Origin of the sequence: Streptomyces sp. NPDC059957, assembly GCF_042730015.1 — a bacterium.
Classification (GTDB): domain Bacteria; phylum Actinomycetota; class Actinomycetes; order Streptomycetales; family Streptomycetaceae; genus Streptomyces.
Genome location: NZ_JBHWMB010000002.1, coordinates 103791 through 123627 on the forward strand (window position 1 = coordinate 103791; position 19837 = coordinate 123627).

19 protein-coding genes are annotated in these 19837 nt (G+C 72.7%); 9 read left to right on the top strand and 10 right to left on the bottom strand.

Going from position 1 to position 19837, the window contains the following annotated elements:
* Nucleotides 1–71: 71 nt before the first annotated feature.
* The 4 genes from ACFWBW_RS01975 to allB form a co-directional block, all read right to left on the bottom strand.
* On the bottom strand, nucleotides 72–686 hold the full coding sequence (locus ACFWBW_RS01975; RefSeq protein WP_385367552.1) for a dihydrofolate reductase family protein: 615 nt from the start codon (nucleotides 684–686) through the stop codon (nucleotides 72–74).
* Between the two features lie 147 nt (nucleotides 687–833).
* The gene (locus ACFWBW_RS01980) at nucleotides 834–1289 is read right to left on the bottom strand and encodes a pyridoxamine 5'-phosphate oxidase family protein (protein WP_385367553.1); all 456 of its coding nucleotides are present in this window, start codon (nucleotides 1287–1289) and stop codon (nucleotides 834–836) included.
* A gap of 209 nt (nucleotides 1290–1498) precedes the next feature.
* Nucleotides 1499–2617 carry an allantoicase gene (gene alc, locus ACFWBW_RS01985; RefSeq protein ID WP_385367554.1) on the bottom strand — a complete coding sequence of 373 codons (1119 nt, stop codon included), beginning with the start codon at nucleotides 2615–2617 and terminating at the stop codon, nucleotides 1499–1501.
* Nucleotides 2618–2619: 2 nt separating this feature from the next.
* Entirely contained in the window at nucleotides 2620–3954 is a 1335-nt protein-coding gene (gene allB, locus ACFWBW_RS01990) for an allantoinase AllB (protein WP_385367684.1), read from the bottom strand.
* Between the two features lie 337 nt (nucleotides 3955–4291).
* Here allB and ACFWBW_RS01995 point away from each other — a divergent pair, with 337 nt between their 5' ends.
* Nucleotides 4292–5092 (top strand): IclR family transcriptional regulator, encoded by an 801-nt coding sequence (locus ACFWBW_RS01995; RefSeq protein ID WP_385367555.1) that lies wholly within the window; start codon nucleotides 4292–4294, stop codon nucleotides 5090–5092.
* A gap of 129 nt (nucleotides 5093–5221) precedes the next feature.
* Here the strand turns inward: ACFWBW_RS01995 and ACFWBW_RS02000 are convergent, their stop codons facing one another.
* Nucleotides 5222–5914 (bottom strand): ABC transporter ATP-binding protein, encoded by a 693-nt coding sequence (locus ACFWBW_RS02000; RefSeq protein ID WP_385367556.1) that lies wholly within the window; start codon nucleotides 5912–5914, stop codon nucleotides 5222–5224.
* Entirely contained in the window at nucleotides 5911–6999 is a 1089-nt protein-coding gene (locus ACFWBW_RS02005) for an ABC transporter permease (protein WP_385367557.1), read from the bottom strand. Before ACFWBW_RS02005 ends, ACFWBW_RS02000 begins: the two co-directional genes overlap by 4 nt.
* 134 nt (nucleotides 7000–7133) lie before the next feature.
* Between ACFWBW_RS02005 and ACFWBW_RS02010 the strand changes: the two genes are divergently transcribed.
* The 3 genes from ACFWBW_RS02010 to ACFWBW_RS02020 all read left to right on the top strand — a co-directional run bounded on the left by ACFWBW_RS02010 (nucleotide 7134) and on the right by ACFWBW_RS02020 (nucleotide 9591).
* The gene (locus ACFWBW_RS02010; protein ID WP_385367558.1) at nucleotides 7134–8378 is read left to right on the top strand and encodes a sensor histidine kinase; all 1245 of its coding nucleotides are present in this window, start codon (nucleotides 7134–7136) and stop codon (nucleotides 8376–8378) included.
* Nucleotides 8375–9010 carry a response regulator transcription factor gene (locus tag ACFWBW_RS02015; protein ID WP_243339143.1) on the top strand — a complete coding sequence of 212 codons (636 nt, stop codon included), beginning with the start codon at nucleotides 8375–8377 and terminating at the stop codon, nucleotides 9008–9010. The genes ACFWBW_RS02010 and ACFWBW_RS02015 overlap by 4 nt, the downstream gene beginning before the upstream one ends.
* Before the next feature lie 200 nt (nucleotides 9011–9210).
* Nucleotides 9211–9591, top strand: coding sequence for a hypothetical protein (locus ACFWBW_RS02020; protein ID WP_385367559.1), 381 nt, complete (start codon nucleotides 9211–9213; stop codon nucleotides 9589–9591).
* A gap of 2 nt (nucleotides 9592–9593) precedes the next feature.
* On the opposite strand, the gene ACFWBW_RS02025 is transcribed toward ACFWBW_RS02020, so the two are convergent.
* Entirely contained in the window at nucleotides 9594–11087 is a 1494-nt protein-coding gene (locus ACFWBW_RS02025) for a PLP-dependent aminotransferase family protein (protein ID WP_385367560.1), read from the bottom strand.
* 88 nt (nucleotides 11088–11175) lie between these two features.
* Between ACFWBW_RS02025 and ACFWBW_RS02030 the strand changes: the two genes are divergently transcribed.
* The 3 genes from ACFWBW_RS02030 (at nucleotide 11176) to aceB (ending at nucleotide 13836) form a co-directional block, all read left to right on the top strand.
* A complete protein-coding gene (locus tag ACFWBW_RS02030; protein WP_385367561.1) occupies nucleotides 11176–11376 on the top strand; it encodes a hypothetical protein in 201 nt (66 codons plus the stop codon).
* Nucleotides 11313–11954 carry an NTP transferase domain-containing protein gene (locus ACFWBW_RS02035; protein WP_385367562.1) on the top strand — a complete coding sequence of 214 codons (642 nt, stop codon included), beginning with the start codon at nucleotides 11313–11315 and terminating at the stop codon, nucleotides 11952–11954. Before ACFWBW_RS02030 ends, ACFWBW_RS02035 begins: the two co-directional genes overlap by 64 nt.
* A gap of 262 nt (nucleotides 11955–12216) precedes the next feature.
* Nucleotides 12217–13836 carry a malate synthase A gene (gene aceB / locus ACFWBW_RS02040; RefSeq protein ID WP_385367563.1) on the top strand — a complete coding sequence of 540 codons (1620 nt, stop codon included), beginning with the start codon at nucleotides 12217–12219 and terminating at the stop codon, nucleotides 13834–13836.
* A 90-nt stretch (nucleotides 13837–13926) separates the two neighbouring features.
* On the opposite strand, the gene ACFWBW_RS02045 is transcribed toward aceB, so the two are convergent.
* Nucleotides 13927–14664, bottom strand: a complete 738-nt coding sequence (locus tag ACFWBW_RS02045; RefSeq protein WP_385367564.1) for a formylglycine-generating enzyme family protein — start codon at nucleotides 14662–14664, stop codon at nucleotides 13927–13929.
* Nucleotides 14665–14962: 298 nt separating this feature from the next.
* Here ACFWBW_RS02045 and ACFWBW_RS02050 point away from each other — a divergent pair, with 298 nt between their 5' ends.
* Complete coding sequence (locus ACFWBW_RS02050) at nucleotides 14963–16150, top strand: hypothetical protein (RefSeq protein WP_385367565.1); 1188 nt, start codon at nucleotides 14963–14965, stop codon at nucleotides 16148–16150.
* A 109-nt stretch (nucleotides 16151–16259) separates the two neighbouring features.
* Here the strand turns inward: ACFWBW_RS02050 and ACFWBW_RS02055 are convergent, their stop codons facing one another.
* The gene (locus tag ACFWBW_RS02055) at nucleotides 16260–16649 is read right to left on the bottom strand and encodes a VOC family protein (RefSeq protein WP_385367566.1); all 390 of its coding nucleotides are present in this window, start codon (nucleotides 16647–16649) and stop codon (nucleotides 16260–16262) included.
* Between the two features lie 116 nt (nucleotides 16650–16765).
* On the opposite strand from ACFWBW_RS02055, the gene ACFWBW_RS02060 reads away from it, so the two are divergent.
* Nucleotides 16766–17716 (top strand): MTH938/NDUFAF3 family protein, encoded by a 951-nt coding sequence (locus tag ACFWBW_RS02060; RefSeq protein ID WP_385367567.1) that lies wholly within the window; start codon nucleotides 16766–16768, stop codon nucleotides 17714–17716.
* 46 nt (nucleotides 17717–17762) lie between these two features.
* Here the strand turns inward: ACFWBW_RS02060 and ACFWBW_RS02065 are convergent, their stop codons facing one another.
* Complete coding sequence (locus tag ACFWBW_RS02065; RefSeq protein ID WP_385367568.1) at nucleotides 17763–19799, bottom strand: ATP-binding protein; 2037 nt, start codon at nucleotides 19797–19799, stop codon at nucleotides 17763–17765.
* Nucleotides 19800–19837: the final 38 nt, after the last annotated feature.

Consider the following 19837-nt stretch of genomic DNA (forward strand, 5'->3'; position numbering starts at 1 on the left):
CTTTTGATCCCGGGGCGCCGCCGCCCGCCCGCGGGCCCGCGGACCCGTAGACCCGCAGGCCAGGGCCCGTTTCAGGCAAAGGTGCCGAACGCGGCGCGCCCCTTCGGCCGGTAGGTGTGGATGGCCGTGCCCGCCGAGGTGGAGCGGGAGTCCTTCAGCTCGAAGGCCGTCGGCAGCCCGCCCGTCGGGAACAGCCGCCGTCCGCCGCCCAGGAAGACCGGGAAGACCAGCAGGTTCAGCTCGTCCACCAGGTCCCGTGCCAGCAGCCACTGCGCGAGCGCGCCGCTGCCGTGGACTTGCAGCTCCCCCTCGGTCGCGTCCTTGACCCGTACGACCTCGCTCTGCAGCTGCTCCCCGTCGATCACGGCGGCGGGGCCCCAGGCCGGCTCTTTGAGCGTGGTCGAGGCCACGTATTTGGGCAGCCGGTTGAGCCTGCTCGCGACCGGGTCGGCGGGGTCGTCGTGCAGCGGCCAGTACGCGGCGAAGATCTCGTAGGTCCGGCGCCCGAGCAGGAAGGCCCCGGCCCGGTCGAAGACCTCGGTGACGAACTCCCCCATGCCCTCGTCGGCGAAGGGCACGAGCCACCCGCCGTACGAGAACCCGCCGCTGGTGTCCTCCTCCGGCCCGCCGGGGGCCTGCATCACACCGTCGAGGGTCAGGAAGGTGGTGAGGGTCAGCTTGCCCATGGCTCTGCGCTCCTTGGCTCCGGTACGCCGACGCATCCGGTACGCCGGCTGTCACGGGTTCAGACTCCCGGGCCGTCCGGAACTCATCGGTCCGGCGCGCCCGGACGCCATGTCCGTTTCCTGTCGGAGCTCAGGCCGTCAGGCACGTCAGGGCAGCCAGCGGCCGTCCTTCATCAGGTCGCGTCCGGCGATCTCGTTCACCTCGCGCCAGGCCTGGATCCACACGGGCGTGACCCGGAAGTACGGATAGGGCGTCTTGAGGCTGCTCGGGTCGAAGCCGGAGTGCGCCGCGAAGGCCTCGATCTCGCCGGGCGCGAGCTCCGACGCCTCCAGCCGGGTCACGGAGCCCTCCACGAGGACCACGTCGCGGGTCGTGCCGAAGGCGAGGCGTGCACGGCCGCTCGCCGCGAGGTTGCGTCCGGTGGGCAGGGTGCGCCCGGTCGAGAGCAGGAAGCCCTCGCCGTCCCACCGGAAGGAAAGGGGCACGAGGCAGGCGACGCCCTCGGCGTCCGCGGTGGCGACCCAGACGTCGATGTCGCTCTCGAACCGGGCCAGCGCGTCCTTGCGCCGCTGCTCCGTCGTGCGTGGCGTGCTCTGCGCCATCGTGGCCCCCTGAGTGATCGCTGTAGCGGCAGGCTAACCGGCCGCACGTCCCGCCGGGGCGCGGACCCCGCGGAGGCATCAAGTCCGCCGGGGCCGAAGGCCGCTGGACACAAAGCCCGCAGGGGCGCGCCGTCGAAACGGTGCGCCCCTGCGGGGTGTTCGGGCATGCCCCGGGAGTGTCGGCTCCCGGGGCGGTCACGAGGGTGGCGTCAGCCGCCCAGCTCCTGGTGACGGGCGGTGTGCGCGGCGGTGCCGGCCTCCGTCAGCGCGCCGAAGAGGCGCAGGCGGGAGAAGCCGCCGTCCGGGAAGATGTCGATGCGCACGTGCGTGCCGACCGCCGGGGCGTCGAGCACGAAGCGGTGGTTGGTGTCGGGCTGCAGGCGGGTGCGGGGCAGGAACTCGGTCCACTCGCCCTCCTCGCCCGTCTTGATCGACAGCGAGGCCCAGCCGGCCGAGTTGCCCTTGAGGTACGCGGTGTCGATCTCGACGGCGCGGATCTCGGACTCGGCGACGAGCTGGTAGCGGATCCAGTCGTTGCCGTTGTCGCGGCGGCGGGCGGTCTCCCAGCCGTCGTCCATCTTGCGGGAGCGGCCCGGGTTGATGGTGTTGGTCGGCGGGGAGTAGAAGCGGTTGGAGGCGTCCTGGACGGAGCCGCCGTTCTCCAGGGCCACCACGTCGAAGGAGCCGAGCGCCGCGAGCCACTTGGGGTCGGGCACGACCTCGCCGTAGACGCGCAGGCGGGCGATGCCGCCGTCGGGGTGCTGGTTGACGCGCAGGTGCGTGAAGCGCTGCTCGGCGTCGATCTCGAAACCGTTGGCCGCGTGGCCGCCGACGGTGGTGCGGGCGACGATGGTCGTCCACTTGATGTCGTCGCCCTGGAGCTCCGCCGGGGTCGGCGCGAGGGCGCCTTCCCAGTTGGTGGCCTCGACCGAGACGGCCTGCGGCATGTTGCCGCGGAAGTGGGCGGTGTCCACGACGATGCCGCGGATGACGCCGGGGGCGCCCAGGCGGACGAGCGCCCAGTCGTGGTCCTCGGCGGTCGGCCAGGGCTGGGTGGCGGAGATGCCGCGGCGGCGGCGGGTCTCCCAGCCGTCCATGACCTTGCCCTTGTGGCCGAAGTCCTCGGGGTCGAAGTGCGCGGCCTCGGAGATCAGCAGGTTCTCGCGCTGGGCGAAGAACTCGTCGTTGGCCTCGATGACACCGGCGCCGAGCTCACGGGCGGCGAGGTTCGCGTACTGGGTGAACGGGAAGTCCGCGCTGCGGTAGTCCGCGTACGGGTCGCCGCCTCCGTACGGGTTCGCGTTGCCGGTGAAGGATTCAATCGCCACTGTCAGTTCTGCCTTTCAAGGAGTCGGCCGGTGGGCTCGGACGGGGTGCCGTGGTCGGCGATCTGCGTGCCGCGCAGCCAGGTGGACTTCACGACGCCGTGCAGGGTCTTGCCCGCGTACGCCGTGACCTGGTTGCGGTGGTGCAGTTCCGCGGGGTCCACGGTGAAGGTCTCTTCGGGGGCCAGGACGGCGAAGTCGGCGTCGCGGCCGGCCTCGATCGCGCCCTTGCTCGCCAGACCGGCGAGGGCGGCCGGGGCGGCGGACATCCAGCGGACGACGTCCTCGAGGCTGCGGCCGCGCTTCTTGGCCTCGGTCCAGATGGCCGGCAGGCCGAGCTGGAGGGAGGAGATGCCGCCCCACGCGGTGGCGAAGTCGCCGGTCTTGAGGTCCGCGGTGGAGGGCGAGTGGTCGGAGACGATGCAGTCGATCGTGCCGTCGGCGAGCGCGTCCCACAGGACGTCCTGGTTGGCGGACTCGCGGATGGGCGGGCAGCACTTGAACTCGGTGGCGCCGTCCGGGACTTCCTCGGCCGTGAGGGTGAGGAAGTGCGGGCAGGACTCGACGGTGATCTGCACGCCCTCGGCCTTGGCCGCGGCGATCAGCGGCAGCGCGGAGGCGGAGGACAGGTGCAGGACGTGGACGCGCGCGTTCAGTCGCTTCGCCTGGTCGATCAGGTTCTGGATCGCGGTGTTCTCGGCGTCCTGGGGGCGGGAGGCCAGGAAGTCGGCGTACTTGGGGCCCGCGTTCTGCGGCGCGGACTCCAGGTGGTGCGGGTCCTCCGCGTGCACGATCAGCAGGCCGCCGAAGCCGGTGATCTCGGCGAGCGAGGCGGCCAGCTGCTCCTGGTCGAGGAGGGGGAACTCGTCGACGCCGGAGGGCGACAGGAAGCACTTGAAGCCGAAGACGCCGGCGTCGTGCAGCGGGCGCAGGTCCTTGACGTTGTCCGGCAGCGCACCGCCCCAGAAGCCGACGTCCACGTGCGCCTTGGCCCGGGCGACGTCCTGCTTGACCACCAGGTTGGCGGTCGTGGTGGTCGGCGGCAGGGAGTTCAGGGGCATGTCGAGGATGGTGGTGATGCCACCGGCCGCGGCGGCGCGGGTGGCCGTCCAGAAGCCTTCCCACTCCGTGCGACCGGGGTCGTTCACATGGACGTGGGTGTCGACCAGTCCGGGGAGGAGCACGTCGTCGCCGAAGTCCTCCAGCCGGGCACCGGCCGGTACGTCGGCCTCGTACGGCAGCACGGCCGCGATCTTCCCGCCGGCGACGGCCACCGAAGCGGCACGCGTCCCCTCGGGGGTGATGACGCGCGTCGAGCGCAGTACCAGTTCCACAGCCAGGTCGGACACCGGAACCTCCCCATCTACTTCCACAGAGCGAAATTCAACGTTCTGTTGACGGAGTCTTCACGTCGATCCGGAACCAGTCAAGAGCGCCCGGACGGACCACTGACGGCGGCGTATCGCAATTGGAGGTTTCCACAGGATGGAATTAAGATTTCGCTATGCAGAATGTAGCTACCGCCACCGGGAACCGGACGGGCGACTTCCCGAGGACGTCCACCACCAGGACAAACCGCCTCTGACCGGCGGGGACGGCATTGCCCCGGCTCTAGGGCCGACGCAGACCGACCGGTAGGCTGCTTGCTTGCCTGCCAGCACCGAAAGGACCGCGCCCGTGCCGACGTCCAGCGCCAGCACCACCGACGCCTCCACCAAGCCCACCGCCAGCGGTGGCGTCCAGTCCCTTGAGCGCGCCTTCGATCTGCTCGAACGCATGGCCGATGCCGGGGGCGAAGTCGGCCTCAGCGAGCTCTCCGCCGCCAGCGGCCTGCCGCTGCCCACCATCCATCGCCTCATGCGCACCCTCGTGGCGTGCGGCTACGTCCGGCAGCAGCCCAACCGACGTTACTCCCTCGGACCCCGGCTGATCCGCCTCGGCGAGTCCGCGTCGCGTCTGCTGGGCACCTGGGCCCGCCCCTACCTGGCACGCCTGGTGGAGGAGACCGGCGAGACCGCGAACATGGCCCTGCTCGACGGGGACGAGATCGTCTACGTCGCGCAGGTGCCGTCCAAGCACTCCATGCGCATGTTCACCGAGGTCGGCCGCCGCGTGCTGCCGCACTCCACCGGCGTGGGCAAGGCGCTGCTCGCCTACACCCCCGCGGACGAGGTACGGGCCCTGCTCTCGCGCACCGGGATGCCGGCCGCGACCGAGAAGACCATCACCACGCCCGAGGGCTTCCTGGAGGCCCTGGAGGTCGTCCGGCGGGTGGGCTACGCGGTCGACGACAACGAGCAGGAAATAGGAGTCCGCTGCCTGGCGGTCTCCGTGCCGAACTCGCCGACCGCCGCCGCGATCTCCATCTCCGGCCCGGCCGGCCGGGTGACCGAGGCCGTGGCCGAGTCCTTCGTGCCGATCCTCCAGGGCGTCGCGGCCGAGCTGTCGGTGGCCCTGCAGAGCCAGAACCCGGCGTAGCCGACCTCCGTACGCGGACCCCGTACGCGGACCCCGTACGCGGACCCCGTACGCGGACCCCGTACGCGGACCCCGTACGGGAAAGGCCCCGGCCCCCTTCGAAGGGGGCCGGGGCCTTTCCCGTACGCCCTACGCCGCCGGGGCGGACCGCGCACCCTGCGTCAGACGGCCGTCGGTCATCGTCGCCGTGGCGTCCATCCGCTCCAGGTGCGCGTGGTCGTGGGTGACCAGGACGGTGGCGGTGGAGCGCTCCCGGGTGAGGGTGACCAGCAGGTCCAGGATCGCGGCGCCGCGCTCGTGGTCGAGGGCGCTGGTGGGCTCGTCCACGAGGAGCACGGCGGGGTCGTTCATCAGGGCGCGGGCGATGTTGATCCGCTGGCGCTGCCCTCCGGAGAGCTGGTGCGGCCGCTTGTCGGCCTTGTCGGCCAGTCCCACCGCGTCCAGCAGCTCCAGGGCCCGCCGCCGCAGGGCGCGCGCGGGCCGGCCGGAGAGGTGGGCCATGACCTGGAGCTGTTCGGCGGCGGTGAGCGAGGCCAGCAGGTTCGGCTGCTGGAAGACGATGCCGATCTTCTCCCGGCGCAGCGCCGACTTCTCGCCCGCACCGAGCGCCGAGGTGTCCTGCCCGGCCACGACCACCCGTCCCGAGTCGGGCGTGACGAGGGTGGCGGCGACCGCCAGCAGACTGGACTTCCCGGATCCGGAGGGGCCGACCACCGCCGTCAGGGTGCCGGCCGGCACCTCCAGGCCGACCGCGTCCAGCGCGGTGAGGCGGCCGTCGCCGTCCGGGTAGGTGAGCGTGACGTCGTGCACGAGCAGGGTCATCGGGCGCTCCCGAGAGCGGTCAGGGGGTCTACGGCGGTGATCCGCCGGATGGACAGGGCGGCGCCCAGCGCGCCGAGCGCGATCATGACGGCGGCCGGGACCAGCACGGTGGCGGCGTCGAGCACGAAGGGCACGTCACCGCCGCTGATCAGCGCTCCGAAGCCGGCCGCGAGCGCGGTGCCCGCACCGGTGCCGAGCGCCAGCATCACCACGGCCTGGCCGAGGGCGTCCTTGAGCAGGTACGGGGTGGAGGCACCCAGTGCCTTCAGCACGGCGATGTCCCCGCTGCGCTGGATGGTCCACACGGTGAAGAAGGCCCCTATGACCAGGGCCGAGATGGCGAGGAGGAACCCGCGCATCAGCTGGAGCGAGCCGTTCTCGGAGGTGTAGGAGCCGATCGCGCTCAGTGCCCCGTCGATGGTCTGGGCCCGGGTGCCGGTGGCCTCGTCCCCGGCCGCCCAGTCGACGCCGGAGCCGTCCAGGGCGACGACGGTGGCGAGGGTGTCGATGGAGGTCCCGGGGTTCCCGACGCGCTGCCAGTCGTTGAGGTCCATCCAGACGACCGGGGTGTGGCTGTAGGCGGCGGTGCCGGAGACCGCGGCGACGGTCAGCTCGACCTGGCCGATCCTGAGCCTGCCCCCGGCGGCCAGCCCGCCGAGCTCCTTGGCGGCCTTCTCCGTGAGGACCACCCGGCCCTGGGTGAGCCCGCTGCCCCGGGGCGCGAGGGGGCCCGCCGGATCCACGCCGAAGACGGACACGCCGGCCGTGCGCTCACCCGAGACGACGTTGGTGGTGCGGATGCCCAGCGGCTGCGCCGAGGTGACCCCCGGCTGTTCCCGCCAGGCCAGCCAGGCCTTCTCGGGCACCTGGGAGTTGGTGAAGGAGACCTTCTGGTCCCCGGTGGGCGCGGCGAACGCGAGGCGGGTGGTGGCGGGCAGGCCGGTGATGGCCGAGATGTTCTCCCGGGCCAGGCCCGCGGTGAGCCCGGACAACAGGCCGACCAGCAGCGTGATCAGCAGCACCACCGAGCCCATCAGGGCGAAGCGGCCCTTCGCGAACCGTAGATCTCTCCATGCGACGAACATGTTCCCCACCTTGGTCTTCCGCGTGGACACAAGGCATCGCGCCACAGTAGAGATCCTCGTATCGAAGGACGCACCCAGACATCAATCCTTTGGTTGACCGGCGCCCCCGGACCCGGACTTACGCTGGTCAGGCCATGACTGCTCCCTTCCCGCCCCCCGCGGCCGCCCTCCCCCCGCCCCCCGCGCCCGGTGCCCCCGGAGCCCGCGCCCTCACCCCCGTCTCCCGCGTCCTGCGGCTGTGCCTGCACGCGCTGCTCTTCGGCCTGCTCGCCCTCGCCGCCGGCCGGGCCGTCGCCGACTCCGCGCCGCGCGCGGGCTGGGTCGTCGCGGCCTGCGCGGTGCTGGCCGCCGTGTACCTCGCGGGCGTACGGACCCCCGCGGTGCACAGCTCGGCGCGCGCCGGGGCGGTGTGGCTGGCCGCCCTGGGCGCGGCCTGGGCGGCGCTGCTCGCGGTCTCCCCCGAAGGGCTGTGGATCGCCTTCCCGCTGTACTTCCTGGAGCTGCACCTGCTGCGGCTGCGGTGGGGCGTGACCGCCGTCGCGGTGACGGCGGCGGCCGCGATCGGCGGCTTCCTCGCGCACAGCGGCGCGGTGACCCCGGGAGCCTTCCTGGGGCCGCTGCTGGGCGGGGCCGTGGCGGTGGCGACCGTACTGGGCTACCAGGCGCTGTACCGGGAGAGCGAGCGGCGCCGCGAGCTGATCGAGGAGCTCATCACCACCCGGGCCGAGCTGGCCGCGGCCGAGCGGAGCGCCGGGATCCTGGCGGAGCGGGAGCGCCTGGCCAGGGAGATCCACGACACCCTGGCGCAGGGCCTGTCCTCCATCCAGCTCCTCCTGCGGGCCGCCGAGCGCAGCCTGCCCGGGGACTCGGCGGCCCTCGCGCACATCGGCCGGGCCCGGGAGGCCGCCCAGGACAACCTCGCCGAGGCACGTCGCTTCGTACGGGCCCTCACGCCTCCGGACCTGGAGCACGGGACGCTGCCGGCCGCGCTGGAACGATTGTGCTCGGGGGCGCCGGGCCCCCGGGTCCGCTTCTCCCTGAGCGGCACCGCCCGCCCCCTCCCCACGCCCTACGAGGTGGCGCTGCTGCGGATCGCGCAGTCGGCGCTGGCCAATGTGGTGCGGCACGCGGGGGCGGGGCGCGCCGAGATCACCCTGACCTTCATGGACTCCTCGGTGACCCTGGACATCGTCGACGACGGCAAGGGCTTCGACCCCTCCTCGGCCTCCTCCACCCCCTCCGACGGGGGCGGCTTCGGCCTGCCGGCGATGCGCTCGCGGGCCGAAACCCTCAGCGGCCTGTTCACGGTCGAATCCGCCCCGGGCCAGGGCACCGCCGTGGCCGTCACCCTTCCCCTGCCCGCGGAGGCCCTGTCATGACGATCCGGCTGCTCCTCGCCGACGACCATCCGGTGGTCCGGGCCGGGCTGCGCGCGGTGCTGGACACCGAGCCGGACTTCGAGGTGGTGGCGGAGGCCGCCACGGCGGAACGCGCGGTGGAGCTGGCCGGCTCCGCCGGGGTCGACGTGGTCCTGATGGACCTGCAGTTCGGCCCCGGCGGCGGCATGCACGGCTCGGCGGCCACGGCCCTGATCACGGCCGGGTCCCCGTCCCCCCGGGTGCTGGTCCTGACCACGTACGACACGGACGCGGACATCCTGGCGGCGGTGGAGGCGGGCGCCTCGGGCTACCTCCTCAAGGACGCCCCGCCGGAGGAACTGGCGGCGGCGGTCCGCACCGCGGCGGCCGGCCAGTCCGCGCTGGCCCCGGCGGTGGCGCTGCGCCTGATGGACCGCATGCGGACCCCGGCGGAGGCCCTGACCAAGCGCGAGCTGGAGGTCCTCCAGCTGGTCGCGGACGGCCTGTCGAACCAGCAGATCTCCAAACAGCTCTTCCTCAGCCAGGCCACCGTCAAGTCCCACCTGGTCCACATCTACGCGAAACTGGGCGTCGACTCCCGCACCTCGGCAGTGGCCACGGCAGCCACCCGCCGCCTGATCCGCACGCCCTGACCGCACCGGGGCTCGGTGGGCCGGGGCCGTGCCCGGGGGATATCCCCCGGGCGCCTCCACCGGCCCCCCGGCGGGTGCCCACGGCGCGGAATCGACAGCATTCGAGGTGTCGCAGGCCGCAGGCGACCCGCACCGCCTACACCCTCTGGCTCACCGCCGTCGCCGCAGGCGCCTTCGAAACCGTCCTGGCGATCGGCAGGATGACCGCTGACGGCACCGGCTCCCCCGGAGAGATCGGCGTCGGCCTCGCCATCCGCCTCGGCGTCTTCGCCGCCGCCGTCCTCATCGCCCGCCGCATGCGCGACGGCGCCCGCTGGGCCCGGATCACCCTCGGCCTCGGCCTCGGCGTCCTCGGCACGGCCTCCATGGTGCTCCAGCCGCTCGGCTCCCTCCTGGACGGCGGCTCGATCGTCGCGGCGGCCCAACAGGCCGGCGCCCTCGACTGGGCCTTCGGCTCCAGCCGGGCCGTCCACGTCGGCGCGGTGCTCACGGCGGTGCTCCTGATGTTCCTCCCGGCGTCGAACGCCTGGTTCCACCGGACGGCGTCGCACCCGAAGCCACTGCGCCGGCCGGCGGCGTAGGCCTACGCCACCCAGTACGGCCGCTCCACCGCCGAAGGCAGGGGGACGCCCCCGTGGAAGGCCTCCGCCAGTCTGCGTACGCCCTCGTCCAGCCGGTCCGCCGTCAGGGTGTACGGGATCCTCAGCCGGTGCTCGAAGGTTCCGGGGTCCACCCCGAACCGTGCGCCCCGACCGATGTTGACGCCGGCCGCCGCCGCCCGGTCCGCGAGTGCGGAGCTGACCGGTTCGCCCAGGTCCACCCAGAGCGAGAGCCCGCCCGGCGCCACCTGCCAGGTCCACTCCGGCGTGTGCCGCTCCAGCGAGGCGATCAGCGCCGCCCGCTGCCCGCGCAGCCGCTCCAGCCGGCCGGGCAGCGTCCGCTCCAGCCCCTCCAGCAGCGGCAGCGCCACCAGCTGGTCCAGGACCGAGCCGGTCATGTCGGCCGCCACCCGTACCGCCGTCAGCTCCGTGATCATCTTGGCCGTGGCCCGGATCCACCCGACCCGCAGCCCGCCCCAGTGCGTCTTGCTCAGCGAGCCGATGGTCATCACGTGATCGGCTCCACCGGCCCCGCCCGGCGCCAGCGAGGCCAGCGGGGCGGGCGCCGGCACGTCGAGCGCGATGTCGGCGATGGTCTCGTCGACCACCAGCCAGGTCCCGGTCCGCCGGGTCGCCGCCAGCAGCCGCAGCCGCTGCTCCTCCGGCATGAGCGCACCCGTCGGGTTGTGGAAGTCGGGGATCACGTACGCGAGCCTCGGCACGGTCTGGCGCAGCGCGGACTCGGCGATCTCCATGTCCCAGCCCGCGTCGGAGACGGCGATCGACCCGGTGCGCAGCCGCGCGTGGCGCAGGGCGTCCAGGGCGTTGGCGTAGGTCGGGTTCTCGGTCATCACCCGGTCCCCGGGCCGGCACAGCAGGCTCACCACCAGGGCGAACGCCTGCTGCGCACCCGCTGTGACGAGGATCTGCTCCGGGCGGGTCGCCAGTCCCCGCCGGGTGAACCGCTCGGCGATGGCGGTCCGCAGGTCGGGCAGCCCGAAGGGGTGGTAGCCGGGGCTGCGGGCGAAGGCCGGGAGTCTGGGCGCGGCCCAGGCCACCGCGTCGGTGAGGCTGTCCTCGGGGGCGCCCATGGCGGCGATGGCGAGGTCGATGCCGGGATCGCCGTCGGCGCTGTAGCCGCCGGCGCCGACGATGGCGTGTGCGCCGACCGGGCGGTGGCCTTCGGGGAGCTCGGTCCAGGTCCCGGAACCGCGGCGGCTGCGGACGTAGCCGCTCTCGCGCAGGAGGTCGTAGGCGCCGGTGACGGTGGCCCGGCTGGCGCCGACCGCCTCGGCGAGCTCGCGTTCGGCGGGCAGGCGCACGTGCAGGGCGATCCGGCCGTCGAGGATCAGGGTGCGGACGGCGTCGGCCAGGGCCCGGTAGCCGGGGCGGGCCAGTACCTCCGCCGGGAGGAGGGCCGCGAGCTGGCGGCTGCCGATCATCCTGTCCGCCGTCTGGACCACTCGCCCGTTTGCCATGCCAACCTCCCCTGATTGGCTCTGCCTGCCAGGCCAATCAAGGTCCAGACTCGCTGCATTGGCCGCTGATTGGCAAGGAGATGCCGCAATGTTGACGAGGCTGACCGACCGTGACGAACGGGCCCTGCTCGCCGCCGCCGAGAACCGGATCGCCCGGCCCCTGCGCGCGGGGGCGGCACTGGCCGCCGTACGACGCCTCCTGCGGCGCGAGCGAGAATCGGTGACATGTCACGCCACACAAGCCACCACAGCACACCAGCGGCAGCCGACCGCTCCGCTCCCCCGGTGATCGCCGGCCTGCTCCTGGCGGCCGGCGGCGGCCGGCGCCTGGGCGGCCGCCCGAAGGCCCTGCTGACCTACCGGGGCCGGCCGCTGGTGGAGAACGCCGTACGGGTCCTGCGCGAGGCGGGCTGCGGCCCGCTGCACGTGGTGCTCGGCGCCTCCGCGGCCGAGGTGCGCGAGCGCGCAGACCTGAGCGGCTGCGTGGTGACCGACAACCCGGACTGGGCCGAGGGCATGGGTTCCTCCCTGCGGGTCGGCCTCGCCTCGCTGGCCGGTACGGGCGCGGGCGCGGCCCTGGTTTCCCTGGTGGACCAGCCGGGCATCGGCCCGGAGGCGGTGGCCCGGGTCCGGGCCGCCTACCGTTCCCCGGCGAGCCTGGTGGCGGCGGCGTACGACGGCGAGCGCGGGCACCCGGTGCTCTTCGGGGCGGACCGCTGGCCGGACATCGTGGCGACGGCCACGGGCGACAAGGGCGCGCGGGTGCACCTCGCGGCGCACGTGGCGGAACTCACGCTGGTCGAGTGCGGTGACATCGCGGAGGCCTTCGACATCGACACCCCTCCCGACCTGGCACGACTCTCCTGAGCGGGCTGTGACCACGGTGGCACTGAGGGCCACCGGGAAGCGGCCAGGAAGCGGAATCTGTCGACTCAGAGAATCTCGACATCAACAAACCATTGAACTTCCACCATGAGGAAATTACTATCCACTGGTCAGAAGCGCCCTGAACCCCCAGACGGCGCCCGCGACCGTATCCCGGAACTCTCCACACCCGACGGCACTGCGTGCCGTCCAGCGCGAGCATTCCCCGCGGCCGCCAGGCACCGCCGCTGAAGGAGTGACAGATATGTCCGCACCAGCGCCGTCATCGCTGGCCATCGTCGACGCCGAGCCCCTGCCCCGGCAGGACGAGGTCCTCACCGAAGCGGCTCTCGCCTTTGTGGCCGAGCTCCACCGGCGGTTCGCCCCCCGTCGTGCCGAGCTCCTCGCCCGCCGCTCCGTGCGCCGCGCCGAGATCGCCCGTACTTCCACGCTCGACTTCCTCCCGGACACCGCACAGGTCCGCGAGGGCGACTGGAAGGTGGCGCCGGCCCCGGCCGCGCTGAACGACCGCCGTGTGGAGATCACCGGTCCCACCGACCGCAAGATGACCATCAACGCCCTGAACTCGGGCGCCAAGGTCTGGCTCGCCGACTTCGAGGACGCCTCGGCTCCCACCTGGGAGAACGTGGTCCTCGGCCAGCTCAACCTGATCGACGCCTACGAGCGCCGCATCGACTTCACCGACGCCCGCACGGGCAAGGCGTACGCCCTCAAGCCCGCCGAGGAGCTCGCCACCGTCGTGATGCGCCCCCGCGGCTGGCACCTGGAGGAGCGCCACCTGCAGTTCGAGGGCGGCCCGGCCTCCGGCTCGCTCGTGGACTTCGGCCTGTACTTCTTCCACAACGCCAAGCGCCTGATCGAGCTCGGCAAGGGCCCGTACTTCTACCTGCCGAAGACCGAGTCCCACCTGGAGGCGCGCCTCTGGAACGAGATCTTCGTCTTCTCCCAGGACTACGTCGGCATCCCGCAGGGCACCGTCCGCGCGACCGTCCTGATCGAGACGATCACGGCCGCCTACGAGATGGACGAGATCCTCTTCGAGCTGCGCGACCACGCGGCGGGCCTGAACGCCGGCCGCTGGGACTACCTCTTCTCCATCGTCAAGAACTTCCGTGACGGCGGCGAGAAGTTCGTCCTGCCGGACCGCAACGCGGTGACGATGACGGCGCCCTTCATGCGGGCGTACACCGAACTCCTCGTCAAGACCTGCCACAAGCGCGGCGCGCACGCCATCGGCGGCATGGCGGCCTTCATCCCGTCCCGCAAGGACGCCGAGGTCAACAAGGTCGCCTTCGAGAAGGTCAAGGCCGACAAGGACCGCGAGGCCGGCGACGGCTTCGACGGCTCCTGGGTCGCCCACCCCGACCTGGTCCCGATCGCGATGGCCTCCTTCGACGCCGTCCTGGGCGAGAAGCCCAACCAGAAGGACCGCCTCCGCGAGGACGTCTCCGTCGCCGCGGGCGAGCTCATCGCGATCGACTCCCTCGACGCGAAGCCCACGTACGACGGCCTGCGCAACGCCGTCCAGGTCGGCATCCGCTACATCGAGGCGTGGCTGCGCGGCCTCGGCGCCGTCGGCATCTTCGGTCTGATGGAGGACGCCGCCACCGCCGAGATCTCGCGCTCGCAGATCTGGCAGTGGATCAACGCCGGCGTGGTCTTCGAGAACGGCAAGCTCGCCACCGCCGACCTGGCCCGCGAGGTCGCGGCCGCCGAACTCGCCGCGATCCGCGCCGAGGTCGGCGAGGAGGCCTTCACCTCCGGCAAGTGGCAGCAGGCCCACGACCTCCTCCTCCAGGTCTCCCTGGACGCGGACTACGCGGACTTCCTGACCCTCCCCGCGTACGACCAGCTCATCGGCTGACACCCCGTCTTCGGCTGAAACGCACAGCAGCCGAAACATCCACGACAGCGCCCCCGAAGCCTTCCGGCTCCGGGGGCGCTGTCGCGTGCGCTACGCCGCCGGTGCCGCCAGCCGAAGCCCCACGCCGATCGCCGCCAAGTCCCTCTCGTAGACGCCGTGTCGACGGGCGCACCGGGCCAGGTCCCGGTCGTGGCGGAACGCGCCGCCCCGGGTGACGTGCGGATCGAACGCCCAGTCTTCGACGCTCGGCACCTTGGTGGGAGCGCCCGGGTAAGGGGCGTAAAGGGTGGAGGTCCACTCGTCTGCGTTCCCCGCCATGTCCAGCACACCGAACGGGCCGGCGCCCTCCGGGAACGAGCCGACCGGCATCGTGGTGCCGATCCCGAGGTCCACCAGATTGGCCAGGCCGGTGCGGTACTGCGCGCCCCAGGGGAACTCCCGGCCGTCATCACCACGAGCGGCGCGCTCCCACTCGTCCTCCGTGGGCAACCTCACCTCTTCGCCGTCGAGCTGTTCCCCGAGCCACCTGCAGTAAGCCGTCGCCGCGTCCCAGGTGACCCCGACGACCGGGTGGTCCGCCGGCGACTGCGGAATCGGTCTGCCGGTGGCCGCCGCGAAGAACGTCCACTGGCCGACCGTGACCTGGGTGCGGGCGATCCGAAATGCCGGAACGAGGATCTCCGCCCGCGGGGCCTCCTTTTCGTACCACTCCACCGGCACACCGGTATCGGCATAGCGCAGCGCCACCTCTGGAACCTCATCGATCGGCGTACCCCGACGCAGCGACCCGGCCGGAATCTCGACCCAGTCCACCTGCTCCACCCGCATGGTCTCTCCTCCCCTCGACTCGATCGAACCGCTTCCATGATCACGCCGATGGGTGGGGCGAGCCTCGGCCGTTGGGCCCACCTAGGGTGCGACCTTCGAACCAGGACCTGTCGACGGATCCATACCGAGTCGAACGACCGGTCGGTTGTTACTTGTTCGTAACTTGCTTGTACCTAGCGGTAACAACGCGCGGGGTGGGACCTTTCCGATTGCCACCGGCCGGAGGTAACCCCCACTTACCCAGCCATGCGACGGAGTTGTTCCTGGCTCCCGCATGGCCGACCGCAGGAGTTCCGCAGTGATCGGATTCCGCAACGACAGCATGAACCGGGCCCGTCGGGTGCGACGACTGGCCGGGATCGGGACGGCGGCGGCGCTCGGCGCCGGGGCCCTGGTCGCCGGAGGGGCCGGGACGGCCGTGGCCGGGCCGGGGAACGGACCCACCGCCGTGGTGTCCCTCGGCGACAGCTACATCTCCGGCGAGGCCGGACGCTGGAAGGGCAACAGCCTCACCAACAGCGGGAACCGGACCGGGACCGACCGGGCCTGGCTGAGCGGCAGCAGCTACGACCCCGGCAAGGTCTACGGGGCCACCGCCGGCGGCTGCCACCGCTCGGACTCAGCCGAGGTCAAGAGCGCCGGCCCCATCGCCGATGTCGCGATCAACCTGGCCTGCTCCGGGGCGGTCTCGCAGAACGTGTTCCGCGCCTCCAACGGAGGCGTCGCCTTCAAGGGCGAGGCCCCGCAGGCCGATCAGCTCGCCGCCGTGGCCGCGACCAACGACGTCAAGGTCATCGCGCTGTCCATCGGCGGCAACGACCTCGGCTTCGCCGACATCATCAAGGAGTGCGCGTACGACTTCGTGCTCTGGAACTCCTACTGCTACGACGATCAGCAGTGGGACGTGGACCAGAAGATCGACGGGGTCATGGCCAACGTCGGCAAGTCCGTCGACGAGGTGCGGGCCGTGATGCGCGGCGCCGGGTACGCGGACTCCTCGTACCGGATCGTGCTGCAGTCCTACCCGTCGCCGATCCCGCGCGGCGCGGAGAACCGGTACACCCAGAGCGACTGGAGCCGGCTCAACACCGGCGGGTGCCCCTTCTGGAACAGGGACTCCGACTGGGCGCGCGACTCCCTCGTGCCGCAGATCGCCGGGCGGCTCAAGGCGGTCGCCGCGGCCAAGGGCGCGCAGTTCCTGGACCTGAAGGACATGATGCAGGGGCGCGAGGTGTGCGCGAAGGCGAGCAAGCAGGTGACCACCGCGGCGCCGGCCTCGGCGAAGACCAGCGAGTGGGCTCGCTGGATCGACAGCAGCGAGACGCAGGGACTGGTCCAGGAGTCCATGCACCCGAACTACTTCGGCCAGCTCGCGGCCGGGCGCTGCCTGGCCCTGGCCGTGGCCCAGCCGGCGGGCAGCGGCTTCGGCTGCAAGAACACCGCCGGGGCCGACCAGAGCGGGATGTACCTGACCCCGGCGCCCTAGTTCCGCCGCTCGACAGCCCCGTAGCTCCAGGGCTTCAGAGCTCCGTAGCACCGTAGTAGTGATCCGCCGCGGCCCGGCCCTTCCGGCCTCGCCGCGGCGGATTGCGGTACTACGCGGACTCGTTGAGGACGGACAGGATGTTGCCCGCCGGGTCCTTGAACCAGGCGATGGACGGCATTCCGGGTTCGGTGGGGCGGACGATGCCCCTGTCGTCGGCGTCGAATCCTTCGTAGCGCTCGAGGCGGACGCCTCGGGCGACGAGTTCGTCGACCGCCTTGTCGATGTCGTCGACGGTGAAATTGAGGATCGTGAAGGTCGCGGGCTCGTGGTTCTCCTTCGGATAGACCAGTACCTGCGTGCCGCCCGCGAGGTGCAGCCGCAGGATCGTCATGGCCTCTTCCTCGGTGACCCGGAGCCCGAGCGTGCCGCCGTAGAACTCCTTCGCCTTCCCGAGGTCGTCGACCGAGAAGCCGCTGTAGGCCTCGCTCTCCGCAAACATGACCACTCCCTCGATCCGTCGCGCGCGCCCCTGCTCCCATGTTCCTCCTGGGCCCTGCGGTCGTCGACCGGGAAATCGGGTGATCGTCGCGGCCCCGGAGTGGCATGCTCGCGCCCATGACAGTCCGTAGTGCGCGTCCCGGTCTCTACATCTCCGTCGACGTCGAGGCCGACGGGCCCATCCCCGGTCCGTATTCGATGATCAGCTTCGGGGCCGCCGTGGCGGGGCGGCAGGACGGGGCCTCGTATACGGCCGCCGATCCGGAACAGGACACCTTCTACCGGGAGTTGCGCCCGATCAGCGAGGCGTACGTACCGGAGGCGCTCGCCGTCAGCGGACTGGACCGGGACCGGCTGCTCCGCGAAGGGGCCGAACCGGCCGTCGCCATGGCGGAGTTCCGCGCATGGGTGCGGGAGGTCTCAGCGGGGGCCCAGCCGGTGATGTGCGCCTATCCGGCCTCCTTCGACTGGACCTTCCTCTACTGGTACTTGATGAGCTTCGGCGGCGACAGCCCCTTCGGGCACTCGGGCTGCCTGGACATGAAGACCCTCTACGCGGCCAAGGCGCGGGTGCCGCTGCGCGCCGCCGTCAAAGGGCGGATGCCGAAGGAACTGCTTTCCCGCCGGCCGCACACCCATCACGCGCTGGACGACGCGGTCGAGCAGGCCGAGCTGATGAGCAACCTGATGGCGTGGGTGCCTCCCGTCCGCTCCCCTCTGGTCACGCACCTCGCCTGGGGCCGCATGGAGGTGGAGGGGCTCCCGGCCGGGAAGGACTTCGTGCTGTACCCGGGTGGCGGTCGCGCCTGGGACTGGGGCGTGCACGGCACCCGGCACGAGCCGGGCATCCAGCCCGCCGACGTGACCGGACTCCTGGACCGGGGGTGCACGGTGGCCGTCCTCAGCCGCGGGATGGAACTGCGGCTCGCCGCCATGCCGCAGACGCTGCGACTGCTCCGGGACTCCGGGGTGGAGGTGCACGTCGAGGAGACGACCGCCGCCGTCGCGCTCTACAACCGGCTGGCCGCGACCGAGCGTGTCGGCGGGCTCTTCCACTCGACCTGCTGAGCGGGGGCGGGGCTTCCGGCTCGGCCCGCCCGCTCAACCCGGCTGCTCAGTGCGCCAGTTCCGGCAGCAGTTCGCGCAGTGGTGTCCGGGCGCCGGAGGTGTAGGCCGCGCGGAAGGCCTGCGGGGTGAGGCGGGTGCGGACCGTGTGCTGGACGCGGGGGGCCCCGCCCGCGCGCGGGCGGGTGCGGGAGACGGCGCCGAGGAGGCGGGCGGCTTCGGCGTAGCGGCCCTCGTCCGCCTCCAGCTCGGCGAGGAGTTCCACCGAGAAGGCCTGCCCGAGCGTGTCGTCCAGCGCGAACTGGGTCCGCAGCGCACCGAGCAGTTCGCTGCGGGCTGCCGCCGGCCGGCCCTCGTGACGCTGGACCAGGGCGTGGGCGCAGCTCACCCAGGAGCGGGCCCACAGGTCTGCCGGCCCGTCCGCCGGGCCGCCCGGCGGGCCGCCCTCGACGGAGACCGAGGCCGGGTCCGTACGGGCGGCCGCCAGGGTCTGCGCGGCCCGCAGGGCCTCCCGGCCGGGGCCGAACCCGGGATCCGCCGGGAGGAGTTCCAGACCCTCCCGGTACTCCGCCGCGGCCTCCTCGTACCGGTCCTCCCACAGTGCGATGGTGCCGCGCAGGTGCGCGAGGTACGCCAGACAGGCGTCCTCCCCCTCGTGCACGGCCTCGGTCCACGCCTCCACCAGCAGGGGGTCGGCGCCGTCGGCGTCCCCGAAGGCGGCGACCAGCCACGCCGCGAGCCACAGCGCCCGCGCGGGCCGGGGCGCGGGGTGCACGGCCAGGGCGCGCTCCACGTGCTTGCGCCCCTCCGCCGCCATCCCGCACGCGGTCCACAGGAACCACAGGGACACCGCGATCTCCAGGGCGGCGCCCGGCCCTCCGGCGGCGAGCGGGTTCATCGCCGCGCGCAGCTCGGGGAGTTCCCGCAGGGCGAGGGCGCGCGCTTCCCGCTGCGCGCCGGCGCGCCACAGTTGCGCGGCCCGCTCAGCCACCACCCGGCAGCGCTCGCGGTGGCGCCGGGCCGTCGTCGCGCCGTCGCCGGCGGGTCCGTGCGCGAGCCGCCGGGCCGCGTACGCCCGTACGGACAGCGGCAGTCGGTAGCGGCCCGGCCCGGCGTCCGCGAGCAGGCCGGGAGCCAGCCGGAGCAGTGCCTCCACGGCAGTGTCCGGGGTGAGCGCCCCGAAGCCGCACACCTCGGCGACGGCCGCCCTGTCGAAGGAGCCCACGAAGACGGAGAGCCGCTCCCAGAGCAGCCGTTCGGGGGGCGAGGCGAGGCGCAGCGAGCGTTCGGCGTCGACCCGGGTGCTGCGGCCGGCGCCGCCGGCGAGGAAGCCCAGCGGGTCGGAGCCGAGTCTGCGGAGCGCCTGCGCGGGCGCGTACTGGTGCGAGCGCCCCGCCGCGAGCTCCAGCGCCCCGGGGATCCCGTCGAGCGCCCGGCACAGCGCGGCCACGGCGCCCGCGTTGCGGTCGTTCAGCTCGAAGAAGGGGTCGGCGCCGCGCGCCCGCTCCTCGAAGAGCCGTACGGCCGCGTAGCCGGCGACATCGGCCACCGGGAACCGCCGGGTCGGGTCGGGTCCGGCCTGCCCCGGCAAGGCCGACGGCGCCGCGGGCAGAGGCTGCGCGGAGGGCTCGGTCGGCACCGACAGCGGCGGTACGGCGAGCACCGCTTCCCCGGCGAGCCGCAGTCGCCGCTGCGACGTGGCCAGAATGCGCAGCCCCGGCAGGCGCCGCAGCAGCTCGGCGGCGAGCCCCGCTCCGGCCTCCCCGAGCTGTTCGCAGCCGTCGAGGACGAGCAGTGCCTCACGCCCCGCGAGGCGCTCCGCGAGCTCTGCTCCGAGACGGTCCCAGCACTGCTCGGGCAGGGTCCCGAGCTCCACCCAGACGGCGTCCAGGCCGTCCCTGTCGCCCAGGGCGCGGACGGTGCGCACGGCGAGCCGGGTCTTGCCGATGCCGGCCGGTCCGGTGAGCGTGACCAGGCGCTGCGTCGCGAGCAGGGAGGCGAGGGCGGTCAGTTCCCGCTCCCGCCCGATGAAGCTCGACAGTTCGGCGGGCACCGCCTGCCGCACGCCCGAGCCGGCCTCCCCCACACGTCCTCCAGCTGTGTCCGAAACGTGCGCACCGTCGT